Origin of the sequence: Vibrio minamisatsumaniensis, assembly GCF_050337445.1 — a bacterium.
Classification (GTDB): domain Bacteria; phylum Pseudomonadota; class Gammaproteobacteria; order Enterobacterales; family Vibrionaceae; genus Vibrio; species Vibrio artabrorum.
On record NZ_JAKJSY010000031.1, the window covers coordinates 1 to 18093 of the forward strand.

Below are 18093 nucleotides of genomic sequence, written 5' to 3' on the forward strand. Positions count from 1 at the left end.
ATTGGATACATATCTAAGAAATGCTGTCATTGTAAACAACAACTGAGCTTCCCCTGAACTTGCGTTAGTAAATGAGTAATTTGAAGCTTTCTCATTCTTAGATAGATTAAGTGAAACGGAACTTATAATTCCTACACGTCTAAGTATTTCTAGGTTTTCAAATACACCTACAATACCTTCTGTCTTATTCGATACTTTTATTTCAATGTAATACTCATTTCTTTCTGATACTTGCATCAATGGGATGAAATTATTCATGATAGAACGGGCTTGTTCTAAAGAAAAGTCTCTGATTTTTTCAACTTGCATCCTAGATGTGTTTTGGGAGTAAAAATGAATATAGTTAATTAAATCACTTTCTTTGGCTTCTAATAAATTAAATTTATTAGGTTTTTTCAGGTTGAAAGTAATGCGAAATCGATTGGAAAGCCCTAAGAACTCCATTATTTTTTTTATTTTTGGAGAGTCGTTGTTTTCAATGCATACAAGCAAGTTATCAAGTGTCTTTCTCATTAGTGAGCTTGTCCAAGAAGCGTTGCTTGTTTCTCGTATCCCACAATATTGGTAGTGTTCATCTGAAAACTTATCATTGTCTGAAAATGGTAGTTTGTCGTTGAATGATGTTGATATTGCAACTATTTTTTCAAATGATCTTTCATTAATTAAATTGACACAGCTTGATTCTTTAGTGTTTTTCTTTTCTTTATCATACTTGTTTCTAATAGTTGAAATTATTTCGTTAAGTAGCCTTGTTTTACCTGTGCCATTTTCACCTATTACAACGGTTTTATAGTTTGATTTTTTATCTTTGAATTCTGACTTACCCAATTCAACATTCGGAAAGTTGTCACTTGAGAATGAACTTATATGGAACATTAGCGCCTCTGTTTAAGCTGATTTTTAATTTAGTTATGTTCAACATCTTCAGGGACTTCGCCAGTCTCAATCATGCTTTCAAGTTGGGTTTTGTTGAGAATCATGACTCCTTGTGCCATTGCTTTTTCTAGTTTCTTAGGGCCTGCGTTGTAGCCGTAACATAGAATATCTAAATGCTTGGTCACTTCACCTCGAACTGACATGTCGTGTTCTTTGGCTAATGTTATTAGTTCGTCTTTATCTACTTTTTTGAACCCTGTAAAACAGATATCTAATGTTTCAGGACTAGAATAGCGGGTTGAATTTTTTGACCGCTTAGTCTCAAATTCAAAACCAGATTCGGTGAGCTTTGCTTCAGCCTCTTTAAAGTAAGCCTCTGCCTCTTGCATTGAATTGTGTACTTCAAGGATATGATCAGCTCTTAAAGTTCGAGGTGAGCCATTACGTAAGCACCAACCTTGAATATGAGTAGGTTCGTCATGTTTATCTGCAGTAACTTGGGGGTGTTGCAAGTTTTGAATACTTAGTCTGTTTCTTTGGGACAGATAAGTACAAATGAATTGATTTCCCATATAACACCTAGACAATTAGTAATAATTATTTTTTTTCCATCACCAAAGCAACTCTACCCACAACCCTTACTTCATCTTCTTCGACTGTTAGAGTCGAGCCGTTAAAGCTGATTGCTAGTTTCTTACCTGGTAAACGCTGAATGTCGTTTAGAGACAGTAGGCCGTCCATATCCACTAAGTAAGTGCCGCTAACTGCTTGGCGAGATTCTTTATTAACTAGATACGTATTCTGACCATCTTTAATAGCCATCACATTTACGACGCCAAGTTCATTTAAGAGGGCTTTATCAAAAGACAACACGCCTCTGTTCTTGAGCTTTCCATCTTCGACAGCAAAACAATCTATATCAAAAATCAAAGTCTCATTTTCGAACTTGTTACGATGTGAGTTCACTTTTGAGTTTGTGAAAGGCTCACCTTCATCTAGTAATAACCAATTAAGAGATACGCCTAGCTTCAAATGAGCTCTTATCGCAATCTCATGAGGTGTGAGATCTCGCTGGCGCCACGTTGCTAGCGTTGATTTTGGGATGCCAAAGATCGCAGCAAGCTCTTGTTGTTGCTCGGTTTCTGTGACTTTCATCAGTTTTTTAAGAAAATCCTTACCACTTACATAGTCAGGAGATTCGATTTTTAGTTGATCAGATTTCATTATCGATCCATAATCGCTTTGTCGATTCGGGTGAGCGGCAACTCAATAGCCCGAAGTAATACATTCAATAACATAACAGGATATCACTATGCTCTCATATCAAGTAGTCCTAAATACGCCTTTCATGACGTATGACCAATACTCTCAGTTCTCTGGAATGCCTAAGCGTACCATCATGGATTGGGTCGCCGATGGTCGCTTACCTATTAAAACTAAAGCAAAAGGTAAAGAAACCCCTCTCATCAATATGATCGCCTTAGTCGAAATGGCGACCCGTGAAACGATGGAAAAGTTAGGGTAGGTCGCTATGCGTTTATCTTCCCTGATGCCAACCAAAGAGTATTGTCCGTTGTGGCTCAATATTCTTGGTTGGGGTTTCGTTTTCATCCCGTTTGTCTTCAATTGAGTATTGGTTATGAACGAAATTGACTCAATGTGCGAATTCCGTGGCTCTAAACAAAAAGCATTTAACGAAGCGTGCTGTGCATTTGCGAACTCGGAGAACATGACCAAGTTAGCGAAAGCCGTGGGCATGAATGCGACCATGCTGCGTAACAAGCTCAATCCAGAGCAACCACACATCCTTACCAATGTAGAACTTGTGATGATCACCAAGGCGAGTGGCAACTTCACCATTCTTAATAGCCTTTTGCTTGGCCTCGGTGTGGTGACCGCACAGATCCCCAATGATGCGAGTGAAGAAACCTTCATCAAACGCGCATTAGAAAACGCGATGCACTCTGGTGACTTGTCTCGTATGGCTTTAGAACATGCAGGAAATGATCGCCTTAGTCGCACTAACAAACACGTCATTATCCAAAAGGCACAAGCGGGTATTAGCAACCTTGTGCTTCTTATCAACGATATAGAAAGCCGCACAAAAGGCGTTTCCCCATTCTTAGCTATGAGTGTGGATTTGGTCGCCAATGGTTCGGCTATTCCCGGCTTAAGTTAGAGGAAAATAGTATGTCAGTTGCAACAGTCGAACATTCAAACCTAGATGTACCACCGCTAGAAAACCCATGCCCTGATTTGCCTTGTTGGTCTTTGAACCGTGAGCAAAAAGAACGTGGCCTTTCAGCATTACAGCGCACGCGAAGAGAACTTGGCGAGCGACAACTAAAACCACTTCGTTCAAGACGCGAAGAGTTACAAGCTCAGTTTTCCAAGAGTGATTGCCGTGCTGAACAAATGCGCCTTTCACGTGAAATCAATCGAATTGATGCCAACGCGCAGGATGTACTTTCGCGCTGGTCATAACCGAATTACACCCAAGCCAACTTAGCCACTAGGCATTTTGCCTACACCTTTTATCCCTCTTTGATTTTAAGAGGGAGGGTTTTTTATATCCAAAATTTGAGGAATTGATTATGAGTAGTATTGAAGAACATCTATTTAGTCAGTCTTTTAACCAAATTGCAGAGCGTTTTAATTCAAGCAATCAAGAGCAGCAACACCAAGTTCTTATCCAGCTCGATGCTATCGCGAAGAAGCAAGAACCTATCGCTACCCACCGCCCTCAAGAAGAAGTCTTAGCCGATATCAAAGAAGCAATGGAAAGCGATCGAGCTCGTGTGTTCTTTGGCTGTTCATTCCCAAGCTGGTACCGCAACGGTTCGATTGAACAAGTTTCACAGCTTCACCATTGGGCGAACTTAGATATGAGTAACCGCCACCTATTTCTTGAAATGCTTGGCCTCCGTGACTTAGGTCACTTTGACGATGAAGCGTTATATCAATTCGAGCAGTTCTGTTTATCGGCAGTGGGGGCGTGAGCATGAAATTACATGAAGTAAAAACCCAATCAGAGTTTTTTAACGAAGTTCGTTTAGGCCGTAAAACGGCTGAAATTCGAGTCAATGATCGTAACTATCAAGTCAACGATGTGTTGATACAGCACGAAATTGATAACGAAGGAAATAAAACGGGAGCGTCCCTGGTTCATGAAATTACGCATGTACTGCAGGGCGGTAAGTTTGGTTTAAGCAAAGAGGTGTGCGTTCTTTCTCTTTCAAACTCATCTCACTTAAACAGTGTGATTTTGATGGGGCATTTACGAGATCGTTTAGTGGAAGCTGCCGACTGCATGGAAGCGGGCATTGATGTGGTTCGAGAGGCTGGGCTCACAACCGCAGACCTAAAAAGGCAGATTCAAGACTCACGTTATTTTGCTACAGAGGCAACGACTCTACTTAAAAAGTTAGGTGAGGAGGCAGCATGAGCACTATCTCTGTTTATCAAAAAGACTTGAACCACGCGTTGCGTTCAGAAGGGTTTACCACTCGCAAGATTGAACAGTTCATGCGTGTTTTCAATATCACAGAAACTAGCCAAGGCGATGTGCTGAGCTTGGATTCTACGCGAGCACTACTTGTGAATGTGAACGGTACTGAACAAGGACTCTGCTTGGAAGATTTCATTACCGCTTGGTGGGCGTTTTGGATTGTGGTTTACAACACGGCTTCTGACCGAGATATCGCAAATCAAGCTTTAGGTGCCGTTCGTGCGCTGTTCTTTGTGTCGGCTTGTAATAAATCCACGTCTCAAACTACTCAAATGCAAATGTGGTGGCGTGATATGGCCGATGAGCACGGTTACCCAACTGTGGAGGCTTGCTGATGTTGAGTTATGTAGCAGTTGCCCTGAATAGCGGTGGTGGCGTTGTTCGCCATGACGAAACCAATGAAGTGAAGAACGTGTTGCTGGGTGAGTTTGACTCACTAGAGCCTGCGATTGATACGGCTTGCGCGCTGTTCAACTGCCAGCATGTTTTGAACGGGGTGATTATCAAAGGTAATCACACAGGTGGCCACATGATCATGGATACACAGGAGCTAACTGCGTTATGAGTGAAGCACAGAAAGTTGCGGCTGAAGCGCCTGATTACATTGAAACTCTATTAGTTGAAATGCTCGAAGGTGATCACTCAGATAATGAAGTGCTGTTAGGTACTTTGCTATCTGGTGATGACTCTATCCAGGTTCAATTGAAAATCACACGCAACCCCACAGATTTTTTGGATGAATGTTAGTGACATACTATCAACCAGTTAAACCATTAAATCGCTTTTGGTTATGCCCTTTACCTGCCATAGATGAAGGGCTTATTTGTGTTCCTGCAGGTTACGAACCCGCTAATATAGAACCTCAAAATCTTTCAGTTGTTGAGCGTAAGTTATATGAAGTAAACCCAGCAGATAGAGAATGGCTATCTGAACACTTTGCTGATCTCCCTCATTACCTAACTAAATATTTCGCAAATCGTTATATTTCTATTTTTGAGAAACAAGGCCGCCCAGCCGCGAATACTTTCATTCGTGAAAAAATGGTACCCGCGCATAGGCGTGTTCTATTGGTACTTAAACAATACAAAAAACTTCCTACTACTTCTAAGGTTGCTTTGCTGAGTGAAGCGAATGATGACACTAAGCAAAGCAACTACAAGAACCAAACTCAACAGCAACAGTACTTTGATTTTGAACGAATAGAACAAAACCGCAAACCAGTAAGAAATCGCACTTTGGCCGAGTTGGAAATTGAAGAAATCAAAGATATGGCGTTTAAAGTTGCCATGATAGTTGACGGGTTTATTCGTATTGAGAGTGATAAATACCACGCTGAAACTGCATTAGGAACAGAAATGGCGGTCGTGTTCTCTTATGAACAAGCCGCTGTATTCGTCTGTAATACCTTTGGTATTAAGCCACCTCGCAAATATAAAGAACAATCGGAGCTTTCTGCCCTGCAAGATATTTCGCGCATGATAAGCGAAAAGTGGTGGTATAACCGTTTGATTCGATGCCGAAAAATTATGCGTGAGCACCTAGCCATTGCTATGGGGCAAGTCTCGAAACACGCTTCGCCTTATGCTTCATGGGACTGTATCCGAGAATACAAAGAACAACGCCAAAAGAACTGGGAATTTATCGAAAACTCATCTTTGTTCGATGAAGAAACAGGCGAAGAAGCCAGCTTAAAAGACATGGTATTAAAAAGCGTCTCGAACCCTGCTATTCGCCGCCATGAGTTAATGGTGCGTTGCCGTGGTTGTGAAGACATTGGCAACGAGTTAGGTCTACAAGGCTTGTTTTTAACCCTGACCACACCAGCCAAATACCACAACAGTTATAAGAAAGGCGGTTTCATTGGTCACTGGAATGGCGCAAGCCCACGTGATGCCCAAGCTTACTTAAACAATGTATGGGCAAAGATTCGTGCCAAATTAGGTCGCAAAGAAATTCGTTGGTTTGGTGTTCGTGTGGCTGAACCACATCACGATGGCACACCACACTGGCATTTACTTATCTGGGCAAAGCCTGAACAGGTAGATGCGATTGAAGAAATTTTTACAGATTACGCAATCCAAGAAGACAAACACGAACTCATTAACAAAGAGGGACTGCTGGACCCATCTGCCCGTTGTGATATTCAAGCCATTGACCCAGAACTGGGCTCGGCTACGGGTTACATCGCCAAATACATTTCTAAAAACATTGATGGTTATGCCATGGATGATGATTTGGCTGATGAGACAGTCAGCATCAATCCAAAGACAGGTAAAGAAGAAGGCAAATCTACTAAAGACATGGCGAAAAACGTGAGTGCATGGAAAAGCCGTTGGAACATTCGCCAATTCCAATTCTTTGGTGGTGCTCCGGTTACGACTTACCGAGAACTGCGCCGCTTTGCCAGCCAGAACAAAAAAGCCTTTATGGAATACCTCTTCATGCAAGAGCGTGTCGACCTACTTACTATTTATTCAATGTTACAACGTGAACTCGTTGGCCCTATTAAGCCAAGCAAGCTAATCACTAATGAAGAACTTCTAAAAGTAATTGGTGATAGTTACCAAGCACGAATCAAGAGTGATGATTCAAGCATCGTTGATACGTTAATCGCCGCCGATAATGGCAATTGGCAAGGTTACATCATGGGGCAAGGTGGTCCATTTGTTAAACGTGACGACTTGCTGATCAGAAATACCTATCAAGAATTACCGTTTGCGTCACCCCACGGTGAAATCGTTAGCAAGATTGAAGGCTTTGATGCCGCAGGCATGCTCGTCAAAACTCGCACTAAGAACTGGCAGATAATGCCAACGTCTACGTTAGACGCCCAACGTGAATCGGGGGCTCTTGCTCTTTCTGGAGCCTCTGGCTCCTCTCGGAGTTCTGTCAATAACTGTACGCTACCGCAGAAAGTACAGGTCAGCGATCAGCTTAAGCGACTATTAGAACCTTACTCAGTAGGTGGCGGGTTACCGCCAAACATTGATGGTTCAGCTCTAATCGCGCTGCAACAAGGTAGTTCAATTCGAATAGATGATGAAACGAGTATAAGAATCCGCCCTGCGGAGCATCTACCATGCGGCACGGTTCGCCCTGCCCAGCTGGTTGAAGAGTACCAACCCCAGCCAGATTTAAGCTGGCTAGGTGAATTGGAGGTAAAACCGCCTGGACCACTAACCGGAGAAGATGACGACTATGAATATGAACAGCCCAATTTGTCGTTCTTTCCTGAAACCGACGAGTGGCCGTTGATATAAGGTTCAAATTGGTTATCAGAATGAGGGATGAATCTCGCTTCATAAAAACACTGTATGAATATTTATAAAAGTACTGTATATTTATACAGTCTTTTGGTTTGGAGTAGAGCTATGTCATTAAAACAACAGGACATATTTTTACAAGCGATGGAGTTCATTATAGATGCTGTAGCACTCAGCACTGAAGGTGAAAGCAGAGCTGATGTAGGTATTTATTTGATGGGTTTATTGGTTGCAGACCAAAGAGAAGAGTTGAAGCCTGAAAAATTAGCCGCAATGAAGCAGCTAATTGAGATGGCTGATGGTGGAGATAGCCCTGAGTTTAAACTTTAGAGGATTGATAGCTGCTGTTTGAGTTCTTGGCGCTGATCAGGTGCTAAGGCTTTAACCATTTCAAAAGCTAACTGAGAAGTCGTTTTAGCCGAAGGGCTAAGAGTATGGCTGAAGGTTAGGTTCATCACGAAAGAATGGCCGCATTCGGGGTCACTACAACTACAATATAAGTCGCTATAACCCGCTGAAATACGGTTTGATTTTTGTATGCGGGCTTTCTCGCCACACTCGGGGCAAACTACTCTCATATGACACCATAAACCTATCGAAATGATAAGCTTATGGTACTAAATTTCGGTGTGTTTTTATACAGTCAGTAATCATTTTTACAAACTAAACTCCCCAACCTAAAGCTTAGATTTGTCAATATTACATATGCATTAATTAGAGTATTCTCCTATGCTTTATGGGTCATTGCTAGGAGTGAAAATTATGAGGTATCTATTCATTTTAGGTTTGTTCATAAGTACTAACTTATGGGCACAATGTTTCAATTTTCAGGGGCAGCAAGTAGGGGAGTTTTACAATTACAATATAAATGATGTGGCAATTGCGACTAACAATAATATGGGAATGCCGATCATATTGTATAACCCTAACGTCTTGCAATCGATGCCAGGTCCAACTAGAACGTTCTTCAGATATCATGAATGTGCGCACCATGCTCTAGGACATACAATCAGTGGTCCTAGTATGCAAAATGAACAAAATGCTGATTGCTGGGCAATTAGAACGATGTATCAACATGGGCTCTTAAATCCCCATGTTTTATCTACTATTCAAAATAGTATTGCGCAGTTTGGTAAGGCTGATTGGACACATTTACCTGGTCCCCGAAGAGCCATCAATCTTCAAGCTTGTTTAAATTAGATTCTTTAAACGAAAAAACCGCCAAATGAGGCGGTTTTTTGTATTTATGCGCTTAGGCTAGCGGCCCGTCTGTGGCCAAGTGACTAATCCCCAGTCCGCCAATTGTTTCAGCTACTGAAGCTAGTAATGTTCTTGCTAGTTTTACTACTTTATCCATAATCCTATCCCCCTTACCAAGAGTACGGCTTGGTTCCGATGTCATTAGCAACATGTTTTTGATGAAAAAAACAATCATTAACAAAAGGATGATGGATGGGTCAAAAGTCACTTGTGCAGCTTTCGACACTGCGCCGCTGCCCGCTAGCCTAAGCACACAACATGCATATAGTAACTGTTAGTTGTTTGCTCGGTCAATATACTCACCGAAAGCACGCCTAACCCACGGAAAACGCACTCCTCCTACCCGCCTGCGACGTTTTTTATCTCATTTTTTCGCAATTTTATTTCAGTGAAATTCTGCCGCCGTAATGGGAGTCCAACAGGACGCTAGCCCTTTAGGAATAACGGGGCTCGCATTAAGTTAGTCGTGCTTAAAATGATTTACAGGGCGCCTAATAAAATTGCGAAGAGTGCAAAAAATTGCAAGGAATTGAAATTCTGATGATCAGTGTTGATCTGATTGGTTTTGTTAAGTGGTTGAAAATATAGTGTTTTTTATTTTAGGTCAGTTTTTTAATGATCGTTTGTGTTTTGTGATGATCATTTTCGATGTTGTTCAGCCCTTATGGAACAAGGGCTGAACGCAAATGACAGATAAAAACAAAATTGCAAAAAATGTCACGCTACTTAGGCCGCAACATTGTTCAAATTGAAGGTTAAATGGAGATGCTTAGGTACTTCTGGGTCGCGATTCACGGCGTCCATGAACATTTCACAAGCGGGTATCACTTCATTTTTGCAGTAAACGTAATCAAATTTAATAGGGTCACCACGCGTACCACCGTTTGGAATGATAGCAGCAAGTTCAACAGGGAAGCGATGGCCGGTGATCACCTCTTGGGCGGTGACGTTCTTAATTTTCTCGTACTCATCTTTGGTCGCAATGTCGCCAACGGGTATGAGTTGAATCCCTTTTTCATTGCCGTTTGGAATATTGATGAACATAGAACGAAAGTTACCCACACCACGGCTTGAAGCCATCTTTTGCTTTAGGTCGTCTTCATCTTCTTTACTCAAGTTCGGGTCGGTAGCGTAGAAGATAAAGCCCATGTGCAAACCGTTCTTATAGTAGCGGCGGCGGAACGTGGTTGAGTCTTGACTAAGTAACGCTGATTGAACACAACCAAGGTAATCTGGTCCACCGTAAACTTGCTGGACAGGGTCATATTGTTTGATGAATATGATGTCTTCTTTCTTGTAACTCTTCTGTGTGTCGCCACGCTCTAAGAAAGCAAAATTACCATTCTTACGTTTGCGTAAATACATAGTAGGAATAGGCCATAGCCCAATGACTTTGCCAAAGTAATTACGCAGCTTAAGCAGGGCAGTGTCACCAAATTCTAAGAAGTCATGCACAGCTGATTGCATTTGTTGCTTCTGCATTCCGCCTTGGGTGTAACGACCAGAGATCATATTGCGGCGAGCCATTAAGATTGAACCGTGATAAGCGTTGGCTCTAGTGAGTTTGTTTAACCCTGCTCTATCCAAAGGTGGTTCCCAGTAGTCACCGTCTTCGTTGTAGTAGAGCTCGTTGTAATCGTAGTTGGTGAAATCACGATCCATGATTTCCGGCTCACCAAAGCTAAACATCAAGCTTTCATCATTAGCGGATTCTTTCGTGATTATTTCTGTTGTTTGTTCAGTCATTGATTTACATCTGCCATGTTGATTTTCGTTTTTCAGAGTGATCGAGCGGTTCATTAATGCAGGCATGAGAAATAGCCCAAAATGCATCGGCATGTCCGGTTAACTCGCTGCGCTCTGCTTTGAAGGTCATGTTGTTACCGCTATTGGTGGTCGCTCGCTTGATGGCCATGAATGCCATGGCGATATCTTTGTGCTCAGCATCAAACTGAATGCGGTTGGCTTCGACCACATCTATCATCTTCATCACCAATCGGTTCTTACTCTCATTGCTGTATTGAATAGCCACGGTTTCACGTGGGTGTTTCTTGTTAATCAAGTCATAGACACCTGCGCCAATGCCTGTTGTATCAATGCCCAAATAGCTCACGTTATAACGTTCAAATACCTTTGATACTTGCTGCGCCTGATACTGAAAGTTCAACCCTCGCCAGTAGTGTTTTTCAAGAACTCTGAATTTTTCAACGGCAACAATCGGCGGTGCTACGACAACTAAACAAGCATTGTCTCGAGTTCGGCTTGGGTCGTACCCCAGCCAAACTTCACGGCGATCGAAGGGGTCTTTGTCATTGGGTTTGAAGTCTTGCCAGCGGCTAATGTCTACCATGGCTTTTTCAAGGGCTGAGAACTTGAAGACGGAGCTGGCGCCATCAACGAAAATGCACATAAACAGGTTATCGAAATCGTCTTTGCTGTATTCGTCACGCAGTTCATCAATATCAAAAAGCTCACAACCACCTGCAGCTGCATCTTCAATCGTGACTACGTAACGCCACTGCTTATCCGGGCAAAGTCGACCGCCGTTTCGATATTCGTCAAAGGTAGGAAACTCAATATTGGCGCGAGTATCACGGCCCCTACGCCATTGGTCACCGGTCCAAAATGTATAAGCCTGGTGCGTTTTAGCTGAAGGGGTCGAGAAGTAGGTTTTACGCCAGTTCTTATGGGTCGCCATTGCCGAAGCGAGCTTGTTGAGTTCATCGAATTTCGGGATCCAGAAATACTCATCCACATAAACGTGGCCATGATAACTTTGCGCGGTTTTTGAGTTGGTCGATAGGAAACGCAGTTCTGCACCGTTAGAGAGAATGATAGGGTTGCCCGTCAATTCAACACCTAAGAACTCTTCACCAATCGCAATAATGTAGCTTCTGAATACTTCAGCTTGAGCGCGAGACGCGGATAAGAATATCTGGTTATCGCCGGTCAAAATCGCATCTTCTAATGCTTCACCACTGAAGTAATAGGTGGCGCCAATCTGACGGGACTTAAGAATATTACGAGTACGTTGGTGCAGGTTGTTACGCATCGTGTGCTGATATTCAAAGAGTGATTCATGCCAGGTCGCGAAGTTCTCTTTGGTCAGCTCTGCAATGTTGTTCTTCTTTTTACTCTTCTTTTGCTGCTTGTCGTCAGACTTATTAGAACGCGATCTTTTACCGTTAGTTTTAGCTACAGGTTCAGTTTCGTTAGATGAGTGTTTCTCTCCAACTGGCTGAACTTGAGCATGGAATTTTTTAAGTTGTACGTGGTGCTTGATGAGCCTATCAAGCATATCGAGCTGGCCTTTGGTCGGGTTTTCCAGCTCAAGCAGGGTTTCAATTCTACGCGCTATCGATTCATCAATCGTTTGCTCGCGCAACATATCACGCCATCCAAATTTGTCAGCCCAGTGATAAATGATTCTGGTGCTGTTCAAACCTAGTTCGGAAGCGATTTCATTGGGCGTCCAAGCCTTTAAATAAAGGGAACGGGCCGCGTGTCGTGTTTCAGGAGAATATGCCATGAACCAATCATACGCTGAGGTAACAGCCTAAATTGCATAGCAAAATTCGGATGGGTTCGGATACGTCCTGTATCCGAATTGCTCGGAATTGAAGTGGCTGAAACAGGTAAATCAAAGGCGTATTGTGAAGACCTGAAGCACCTAACTGACAAATTAATACTAGGTAAAAAACTCAAATGGCAAAAACCAGTGATTGGAAAATTGTAGCAACAGAAGGGCCGACGGTTGATGGTCGTAAGATCACCCGAGAATGGCTTATGCAGATTGCAGAAAATTATGCCTTGAGTGAATACACCGCTTTGATTTGGCCTGAACACAAACGCTTTGCTGGTTACGGAAGTAACTGGGGCAAAGTGCTTGCGGTTAAAGCTGAAGAAGTGGATGGGAAAATGCGCTTGTTTGCCAAGCTTGAACCTAATCAATATCTACTTGAAGCAAATAAGCTTGGGCAGAAGCTGTTTACCTCCATAGAACCAAATCCAGACTATAAAGGGCAAGGAAAGTGCTACCTCATGGGATTAGCCGTGACCGATTCCCCTGCGTCGTCTGGTGTTTCATTACTTCAGTTTTCGCGACAAGAAGGTCAAACCACAGAGCTGAGTTGCAGCCAACTGGAAGAAATCAGCCTTGATGAGTGTTACTCAAAAACAGACCGATTCTTTGCCTTGTGTAATGCCTTTTTCAATTCTGGTGATGAACAACCAGAGCCACAACCTGATCCTGAACCAGAGGAAGAAGAAGTGACGGAAGAACAACTCAAAGCTGCACTGAAAGAGCAGTTCGGAATTATGAAAGGTGAGCTAAAGGATGAACTCAAGCAAGAGTTTAACCTGCAGACGCAAACACCTAACGAACCCGAAGCCACACCTGAAGGTGAAGTTCAAACGTTCTCTTTAGAACAATTTTCTAGTGAATTAGAGAAGCAGCTTGCTCCTGTTGCCGAGCAAGTACAAAACCTTGAAACCCAGTTCGCAGAGCTAAAGCAAGAAAAGCCGGGCCAAAAGCCAGGTGAAGAAGGCAATGGCGGCGAATCAACTGTGGAGGTCGTATAAATGCTCAATGCCGTATCGACTCAATTTTTAGATGAATATTGCCAGGCCGTAGCAAAAGCGGGCGGTGTTGTAGATGCGTCTAAGCAATTCAACATCACGCCTGTGATGGAAACGAAGCTTCGCCAAGCCATTGTTGAATCTGACTCTTTCTTAAACCGTATTTCGAATATCTCGGTTGACCAAATTAAAGGTCAAGTGATCGATGTGGGTGACAGTGGTTTACTGACAGGTCGAGTTAAAGACGGTCGATTCATGGGCTCTCTTGACCAAAGCGGCAATACCTACGAGCTAACCGAAACGGACTCAGGCGCTCATATCAACTGGATTACGATGACTATTTGGGCGAACTCGGGTGGCAAAGGTCAGTGGATGAAGCTGATGAATAACGCTATCACGCGTAATTTTGCCTTAGATAAGCTGCGTATTGGTTTCCACGGTACTTCGATTGCGGGTGAGAGTACTGATCCCAAAGCTAACCCTATGGGGCAAGACGTAAATAAGGGGTGGTTACAGCTAGCGAAAGAAAAGGCCCCAGCTCAAGTCCTTCCTGCTGCCAAGCTTGATTCAACAGGTGTAACTGTAGGAGCGTATAAAAACCTCGATTCGCTAGTGAATGATTTAATCAATACAACTATTCATGAGGTTCACCAAGGTGACCCTGATTTAGTCGTACTGATTGGCCGCAACTTAGTGGCTGCAGAGCAGCATCGCTTATTGGAATCAGCGGAAGTACCGACTGAGCATAAAGCAGCTCAAAGCTTAGCGAAGACCGTTGCAGGTAAAACGGTGTATACACCGCCATTTTTCCCACCAAATATGATTTGGGTAACGAACTTAACCAACCTGCAGATCCTGACTCAAAAGGGTACGCAGTGGCGTAAGTCTCGCAATGAAGAAGATCGTAAGCGCTTCGAAACGTCATATCTTCGCCAAGAAGGTTATGCCGTGGGCAACTACAACAAGTTTGCAGCTATCGAAGACGTAACTGTTGTTGAACCAGTACCAGCGTAAGGGTGAATCATGGCAAGTCCATTAGCTAAGTTACGCCAAGAAGCATTGGCAAAACAGCAAAAGAAATCGGCACCTGAGACACAGTTTGTCGCTAACCCAAACAGTTTACACCTGCTTTTAGCTGAACTCGAAAGTGATTTGAAGGTGCTTAAAACCTTCAATCGAACGGATGAAAAGGTCAACCACAAACGTGAAGTCTTGGTCCCTAAATACCGTGAAGCGATTGAAGCTTACCTCGCTGGTGACGAGCAGTTCGATAACCCGCTATTCACTCAAATGGTAATTTGGCTCTTCGATATCGAGGATCTAGAAACAGCGATTGAGTGGTGTGACATTGCTATCGAACGTGGGTTAGATACTCCTGAGCGATTCAAGCGAGACTTTGCCACATTCTGCGCTGATGAAGTGTTGGCTTGGTCAGAGCGTATGGCGGGTAAAGGCCAATCAATTGAACCGTATTTCTCCTTGGTGTTTGAGAAAGTTACCAACGAGTGGAGCATCAACGAAAAGCCCACGGCGAAATGGTTGAAGTTCGCAGGTTTGTATCTACTTCGTAACGATGAAGGTAAGCCTCATGCGGCTTCTGTCGGTGATATTGAAACGCTTCAGAAAGCTCGTACACACCTTGAAGATGCGCATGAGCAATACAGTGCCATTGGTGTTGGAACCATGATCGATAACATAGACCAACGTATTCGAGCATTAGAGAGTGGCGACAACCTCTAATTAACAACTCCTAAGCCGTCGCGCCTCGGCTGACGAGGAAGAACAAGTGATTTATTACCCTGTTTATTCCGTCGACTCAGTGGCTAGAGGCGCATCTATTTAAAAGGGATTAAGCATGTTTACGGGTTCTTCAGATACGCATTATCAAGATACTGAAATCACTAATGATGGTTTCTGGCCCAACTTAAACGTCGGTGATTTTGAAAAGCGTAGGGGAATACCAGCAGCGCAAGATCCTGATCGCATCACGATTGCTTTAGTGAATGCAATGGCAGAAGTGAACAGAGCTCTCGCAAAATTAAAGACACAGTATCTAGAGCAAGGTTATGGGAGTGCAGGTGATGTACCAGTAATCCCCATTGTAAATGGGAGAAACCGCTTAGTGATTCAATATGAATCTGCGGTTAATTCGAGGGCTAAAGCTGATCTACTTCCAGATATTGCAACGGTTCATACCAAAGATAAAGGTGACCACCTCGCTGATAGATCAACAGACACACGTGACGACCTAATGGCAGAAAGCCAACGAGTGATTAGAAATATGGTTGGTGTTTCTCGTTCATCGGTTGCTTTGTTGTGAAAGGAACGGCGATGAGTACTCAGTATCAAGCAGGTTACAAGCTGCGTGACCTTAATACATTTTTAATCAGCGTTGTGGGCGACAAGATAGCCAAGCGCATGGAATGTGAAATGGGCAAGGTGGAATTGAAACTGGAAACCAAGCACATGGGCCATGGTTTTGACCTGCTTTATCAGCGTTATGTTGCCGATTTCTACTTCGATAAGTTCCCTTTCAAAGAATACGACCCTGCAGTGTTGTTTGCGAATGTTGGGGCTTGGTTGATGGATAACGATTCCGACCGTTTTCGCATTGAAGACCTAGACGACCCAGACGTAGATGTAGTGCTGGAAGATGATAACAACGCTGAAGTGCTGATTTCTGTGATTTTTGAAGAGCCGGTCAAAGTGACAGCAGACCCAAACGGGCCAATCCATTGGAATGGCCAACGCTGGAAGATTGAAGAGTACGAGATTTGGCATGCGGAAAGGCTATCAAATGTAGTTATCAAAAATGCTTGAGATACGGGCCGATAAACGCAGTTATCTGCGAGTAAAAGAGCAATTCGAGCTGTTAAAGCTTGATAAAAAAGCCAGAGCAAGAGTGTTGAAAGAGCTTGGTAAATACATCACCAAGACGACCAAAAAGAACATTCGAGCACAGCGTGACCCAGACGGTAAACCGTGGCCAAAGCGGAAAAAAGGTAGGCGCAAGATGCTTAGAGGCTTCACCAAGAAGTTAAAGCATTTTCAAAAAGACAATAACCGAGTTTTGGTTGTTGGGTGGCCCTCAAGAAGAGGCACCGTAGCGCTGGCTCATCACACCGGTGAAGCAGAGAAAAGCGGTTTGCAGCAGAGGTTCAAGCAAGCCAAGAAAGCGAAAGAACCTAAGAAAACCGACCCGGCAACGAGAGAGCAAGCCAAAGAGCTCCGTGATTTAGATTATAGGCTACCGACACAAGGACGGCAGAAACGAGGCAGAAAGCCCACGTTAAAGTTTATTACTCAAAACATGACGGTAGCAGAAGTCGCCAAATTGATTAGCGACTTGGAAAACAAACAGCCTGCTCGTAAGTGGGCAGTCGATAGAAAAGAACGCCGATTGATCGGAATAAGCCCTAAACGGGCAGCAATGATTATTAAGCGCGAACTTAAACGAAACAGGAGCAACTAAATATGGCATGGCCTACCGTCACTATTAACATTCTGAACATGATGCGCGGCCCGATTCCGGGCGTTGAATTTCACTTTCTGTTTGTTGTGTACGGCACAGTCTCAGGAACAGAGCGCAACCTAATTATGGTGGACAACACCACCGATTTTGAAAAAAGCACATTCGATAACATAGACGATGTGCACATGCTCACGCTAAAAGCGGCTCAGTTGAACGGGAAACAGAACTGGACTGCAGGTGTGATCGTCTTAGGTCAAGCAGACAGTTGGCAAGACGCTGTTTTAAAAGCCAATGAAACATCAAGCTTTGAAGCCGTTGTGCTTGATAAGCCTGATACAGGCACATCGACTCTTGAAGCTGCCGTCGCTTTACGTACCAAACTGAAAAATACGCTCGGGCGTGAAGTATTCATGATCTGCTCTTTGCCAGGTATCAATGATGATGAGACTAATGGGGAAACATGGGCAGGATGGCTGGCAGCGACAGTCGCAATACCAAAGACCATTTCAAATGAATACATCACCGTTGTCCCTCAAGTTCACAAAGCCAACTCAACAGTCGGCATTTACGCTGGCCGATTAGCAAATCAAGAAGTATCGATTGCTGATTCCCCTGCTCGAGTAAAAACTGGCAGCGTATTGGGCAGCACGGAATTAAAAACAGATAAAGACGGCAAGCCGTTGGAGCTGGCAACCCTTAAAGCACTGGAAGCTGATCGAATTTCGGTTCCAATGTGGTATCCAGATTATCCGGGGCAGTATTGGACAACGGGCCGCACATTAGATGCCCCGGGCGGTGACTTTCAAGATATTCGTCATATCCGTGTTGCGATGAAAGCGGCGCGTAAAGTTCGTGTGCGTGGTATTGCTCGAATCGCTGATCGTGAGTTCAATTCAACGCCGGGCAGTGAAGCAAACGCAAAACTCTATTTTACCCAAGATCTGCGCGAAATGGCGGTAGTAACGAAAATCGGTGATTACGAGTTCCCCGGTGAAATCAAACCGCCAAAAGATGAAGACATCACCATCACTTGGATTAACAGTGAAGAAGTGGAAATTCTGCTCGCTGTTACGCCTTATGAATGCCCAGTAAAAATTACCATGGGCATCATGCTCAACAAACGACTAGGAGAGTAA

23 protein-coding genes are annotated in these 18093 nt (G+C 43.5%); 17 read left to right on the forward strand and 6 right to left on the reverse strand.

The genetic code is table 11. The features are described from left to right. From L4B77_RS08635 to L4B77_RS08645, 3 genes are all read right to left on the reverse strand, one after another. The coding region (locus tag L4B77_RS08635; RefSeq protein WP_489686496.1) for an ATP-binding protein at window positions 1-876 on the reverse strand (876 nt) is incomplete at its 3' end. A gap of 29 nt (window positions 877-905) precedes the next feature. Further along, a complete protein-coding gene (locus L4B77_RS08640; protein ID WP_429749806.1) occupies window positions 906-1448 on the reverse strand; it encodes a BRCT domain-containing protein in 543 nt (180 codons plus the stop codon). Between the two features lie 25 nt (window positions 1449-1473). Next, on the reverse strand, window positions 1474-2100 hold the full coding sequence (locus tag L4B77_RS08645) for a phage repressor protein CI (RefSeq protein WP_429749808.1): 627 nt from the start codon (window positions 2098-2100) through the stop codon (window positions 1474-1476). 88 nt (window positions 2101-2188) lie between these two features. On the opposite strand from L4B77_RS08645, the gene L4B77_RS08650 reads away from it, so the two are divergent. From L4B77_RS08650 to L4B77_RS08695, 10 genes are all read left to right on the forward strand, one after another. Beyond that, window positions 2189-2401, forward strand: a complete 213-nt coding sequence (locus L4B77_RS08650; RefSeq protein ID WP_063522797.1) for a hypothetical protein — start codon at window positions 2189-2191, stop codon at window positions 2399-2401. A 114-nt stretch (window positions 2402-2515) separates the two neighbouring features. After that, on the forward strand, window positions 2516-3055 hold the full coding sequence (locus tag L4B77_RS08655) for a phage regulatory CII family protein (protein WP_429749811.1): 540 nt from the start codon (window positions 2516-2518) through the stop codon (window positions 3053-3055). Between the two features lie 11 nt (window positions 3056-3066). Further along, window positions 3067-3360: a hypothetical protein gene (locus L4B77_RS08660; RefSeq protein WP_086051197.1), complete on the forward strand. Its 294-nt coding sequence runs from the start codon at window positions 3067-3069 to the stop codon at window positions 3358-3360. Window positions 3361-3470: 110 nt separating this feature from the next. Further along, window positions 3471-3875 carry a hypothetical protein gene (locus tag L4B77_RS08665; protein WP_429749813.1) on the forward strand — a complete coding sequence of 135 codons (405 nt, stop codon included), beginning with the start codon at window positions 3471-3473 and terminating at the stop codon, window positions 3873-3875. Between the two features lie 2 nt (window positions 3876-3877). Further along, window positions 3878-4321 carry a DUF3850 domain-containing protein gene (locus L4B77_RS08670; RefSeq protein WP_429749815.1) on the forward strand — a complete coding sequence of 148 codons (444 nt, stop codon included), beginning with the start codon at window positions 3878-3880 and terminating at the stop codon, window positions 4319-4321. Beyond that, window positions 4318-4719 carry a hypothetical protein gene (locus tag L4B77_RS08675; protein ID WP_016788132.1) on the forward strand — a complete coding sequence of 134 codons (402 nt, stop codon included), beginning with the start codon at window positions 4318-4320 and terminating at the stop codon, window positions 4717-4719. The genes L4B77_RS08670 and L4B77_RS08675 overlap by 4 nt, the downstream gene beginning before the upstream one ends. Further along, complete coding sequence (locus L4B77_RS08680) at window positions 4719-4949, forward strand: hypothetical protein (protein ID WP_429749818.1); 231 nt, start codon at window positions 4719-4721, stop codon at window positions 4947-4949. Before L4B77_RS08675 ends, L4B77_RS08680 begins: the two co-directional genes overlap by 1 nt. Beyond that, window positions 4946-5131, forward strand: coding sequence for a hypothetical protein (locus L4B77_RS08685; RefSeq protein ID WP_372225601.1), 186 nt, complete (start codon window positions 4946-4948; stop codon window positions 5129-5131). The genes L4B77_RS08680 and L4B77_RS08685 overlap by 4 nt, the downstream gene beginning before the upstream one ends. Continuing rightward, complete coding sequence (locus L4B77_RS08690; protein ID WP_429749820.1) at window positions 5125-7644, forward strand: replication endonuclease; 2520 nt, start codon at window positions 5125-5127, stop codon at window positions 7642-7644. Before L4B77_RS08685 ends, L4B77_RS08690 begins: the two co-directional genes overlap by 7 nt. Before the next feature lie 111 nt (window positions 7645-7755). Next, window positions 7756-7977 (forward strand): hypothetical protein, encoded by a 222-nt coding sequence (locus L4B77_RS08695; RefSeq protein ID WP_016789666.1) that lies wholly within the window; start codon window positions 7756-7758, stop codon window positions 7975-7977. Here L4B77_RS08695 and L4B77_RS08700 read toward each other — a convergent pair. From L4B77_RS08700 to L4B77_RS08710, 3 genes are all read right to left on the reverse strand, one after another. Continuing rightward, entirely contained in the window at window positions 7974-8225 is a 252-nt protein-coding gene (locus L4B77_RS08700; protein ID WP_016788138.1) for an Ogr/Delta-like zinc finger protein, read from the reverse strand. The genes L4B77_RS08695 and L4B77_RS08700 overlap by 4 nt on opposite strands. Window positions 8226-9633: 1408 nt before the next feature. After that, on the reverse strand, window positions 9634-10653 hold the full coding sequence (locus L4B77_RS08705; RefSeq protein ID WP_429749823.1) for a phage portal protein: 1020 nt from the start codon (window positions 10651-10653) through the stop codon (window positions 9634-9636). 4 nt (window positions 10654-10657) lie between these two features. Beyond that, window positions 10658-12436, reverse strand: coding sequence for a terminase large subunit domain-containing protein (locus L4B77_RS08710; RefSeq protein ID WP_429749825.1), 1779 nt, complete (start codon window positions 12434-12436; stop codon window positions 10658-10660). 176 nt (window positions 12437-12612) lie between these two features. Between L4B77_RS08710 and L4B77_RS08715 the strand changes: the two genes are divergently transcribed. From L4B77_RS08715 to L4B77_RS08745, 7 genes are all read left to right on the forward strand, one after another. Continuing rightward, window positions 12613-13488 carry a GPO family capsid scaffolding protein gene (locus tag L4B77_RS08715; RefSeq protein ID WP_429749827.1) on the forward strand — a complete coding sequence of 292 codons (876 nt, stop codon included), beginning with the start codon at window positions 12613-12615 and terminating at the stop codon, window positions 13486-13488. Further along, a complete protein-coding gene (locus tag L4B77_RS08720) occupies window positions 13489-14499 on the forward strand; it encodes a phage major capsid protein, P2 family (protein ID WP_086051187.1) in 1011 nt (336 codons plus the stop codon). A gap of 9 nt (window positions 14500-14508) precedes the next feature. Continuing rightward, complete coding sequence (gpM, locus tag L4B77_RS08725; protein ID WP_429749830.1) at window positions 14509-15225, forward strand: phage terminase small subunit; 717 nt, start codon at window positions 14509-14511, stop codon at window positions 15223-15225. A 115-nt stretch (window positions 15226-15340) separates the two neighbouring features. Beyond that, the gene (locus tag L4B77_RS08730) at window positions 15341-15805 is read left to right on the forward strand and encodes a head completion/stabilization protein (protein WP_429749832.1); all 465 of its coding nucleotides are present in this window, start codon (window positions 15341-15343) and stop codon (window positions 15803-15805) included. 11 nt (window positions 15806-15816) lie between these two features. Continuing rightward, on the forward strand, window positions 15817-16305 hold the full coding sequence (locus tag L4B77_RS08735) for a phage tail protein (protein WP_429749834.1): 489 nt from the start codon (window positions 15817-15819) through the stop codon (window positions 16303-16305). Beyond that, window positions 16298-16957, forward strand: coding sequence for a phage virion morphogenesis protein (locus L4B77_RS08740; protein WP_429749836.1), 660 nt, complete (start codon window positions 16298-16300; stop codon window positions 16955-16957). The genes L4B77_RS08735 and L4B77_RS08740 overlap by 8 nt, the downstream gene beginning before the upstream one ends. 2 nt (window positions 16958-16959) lie before the next feature. Continuing rightward, a complete protein-coding gene (locus L4B77_RS08745; RefSeq protein WP_429749838.1) occupies window positions 16960-18093 on the forward strand; it encodes a DUF2586 domain-containing protein in 1134 nt (377 codons plus the stop codon).

Excerpts from the sequence above, each read along its gene's own strand:
- L4B77_RS08640 (WP_429749806.1), bottom strand. The coding sequence starts at position 1,448 with ATGGGAAATCAATTCATTTGTACTTATCTGTCCCAAAGAAACAGACTA.
- L4B77_RS08645 (WP_429749808.1), bottom strand. The coding sequence starts at position 2,100 with ATGAAATCTGATCAACTAAAAATCGAATCTCCTGACTATGTAAGTGGT.
- L4B77_RS08650 (WP_063522797.1), top strand. The coding sequence starts at position 2,189 with ATGCTCTCATATCAAGTAGTCCTAAATACGCCTTTCATGACGTATGAC.
- L4B77_RS08655 (WP_429749811.1), top strand. The coding sequence starts at position 2,516 with ATGAACGAAATTGACTCAATGTGCGAATTCCGTGGCTCTAAACAAAAA.
- L4B77_RS08660 (WP_086051197.1), top strand. The coding sequence starts at position 3,067 with ATGTCAGTTGCAACAGTCGAACATTCAAACCTAGATGTACCACCGCTA.
- L4B77_RS08665 (WP_429749813.1), top strand. The coding sequence starts at position 3,471 with ATGAGTAGTATTGAAGAACATCTATTTAGTCAGTCTTTTAACCAAATT.
- L4B77_RS08670 (WP_429749815.1), top strand. The coding sequence starts at position 3,878 with ATGAAATTACATGAAGTAAAAACCCAATCAGAGTTTTTTAACGAAGTT.
- L4B77_RS08675 (WP_016788132.1), top strand. The coding sequence starts at position 4,318 with ATGAGCACTATCTCTGTTTATCAAAAAGACTTGAACCACGCGTTGCGT.
- L4B77_RS08680 (WP_429749818.1), top strand. The coding sequence starts at position 4,719 with ATGTTGAGTTATGTAGCAGTTGCCCTGAATAGCGGTGGTGGCGTTGTT.
- L4B77_RS08685 (WP_372225601.1), top strand. The coding sequence starts at position 4,946 with ATGAGTGAAGCACAGAAAGTTGCGGCTGAAGCGCCTGATTACATTGAA.
- L4B77_RS08690 (WP_429749820.1), top strand. The coding sequence starts at position 5,125 with ATGTTAGTGACATACTATCAACCAGTTAAACCATTAAATCGCTTTTGG.
- L4B77_RS08695 (WP_016789666.1), top strand. The coding sequence starts at position 7,756 with ATGTCATTAAAACAACAGGACATATTTTTACAAGCGATGGAGTTCATT.
- L4B77_RS08700 (WP_016788138.1), bottom strand. The coding sequence starts at position 8,225 with ATGAGAGTAGTTTGCCCCGAGTGTGGCGAGAAAGCCCGCATACAAAAA.
- L4B77_RS08705 (WP_429749823.1), bottom strand. The coding sequence starts at position 10,653 with ATGACTGAACAAACAACAGAAATAATCACGAAAGAATCCGCTAATGAT.
- L4B77_RS08710 (WP_429749825.1), bottom strand. The coding sequence starts at position 12,436 with ATGGCATATTCTCCTGAAACACGACACGCGGCCCGTTCCCTTTATTTA.
- L4B77_RS08715 (WP_429749827.1), top strand. The coding sequence starts at position 12,613 with ATGGCAAAAACCAGTGATTGGAAAATTGTAGCAACAGAAGGGCCGACG.
- L4B77_RS08720 (WP_086051187.1), top strand. The coding sequence starts at position 13,489 with ATGCTCAATGCCGTATCGACTCAATTTTTAGATGAATATTGCCAGGCC.
- gpM (WP_429749830.1), top strand. The coding sequence starts at position 14,509 with ATGGCAAGTCCATTAGCTAAGTTACGCCAAGAAGCATTGGCAAAACAG.
- L4B77_RS08730 (WP_429749832.1), top strand. The coding sequence starts at position 15,341 with ATGTTTACGGGTTCTTCAGATACGCATTATCAAGATACTGAAATCACT.
- L4B77_RS08735 (WP_429749834.1), top strand. The coding sequence starts at position 15,817 with ATGAGTACTCAGTATCAAGCAGGTTACAAGCTGCGTGACCTTAATACA.
- L4B77_RS08740 (WP_429749836.1), top strand. The coding sequence starts at position 16,298 with ATGCTTGAGATACGGGCCGATAAACGCAGTTATCTGCGAGTAAAAGAG.
- L4B77_RS08745 (WP_429749838.1), top strand. The coding sequence starts at position 16,960 with ATGGCATGGCCTACCGTCACTATTAACATTCTGAACATGATGCGCGGC.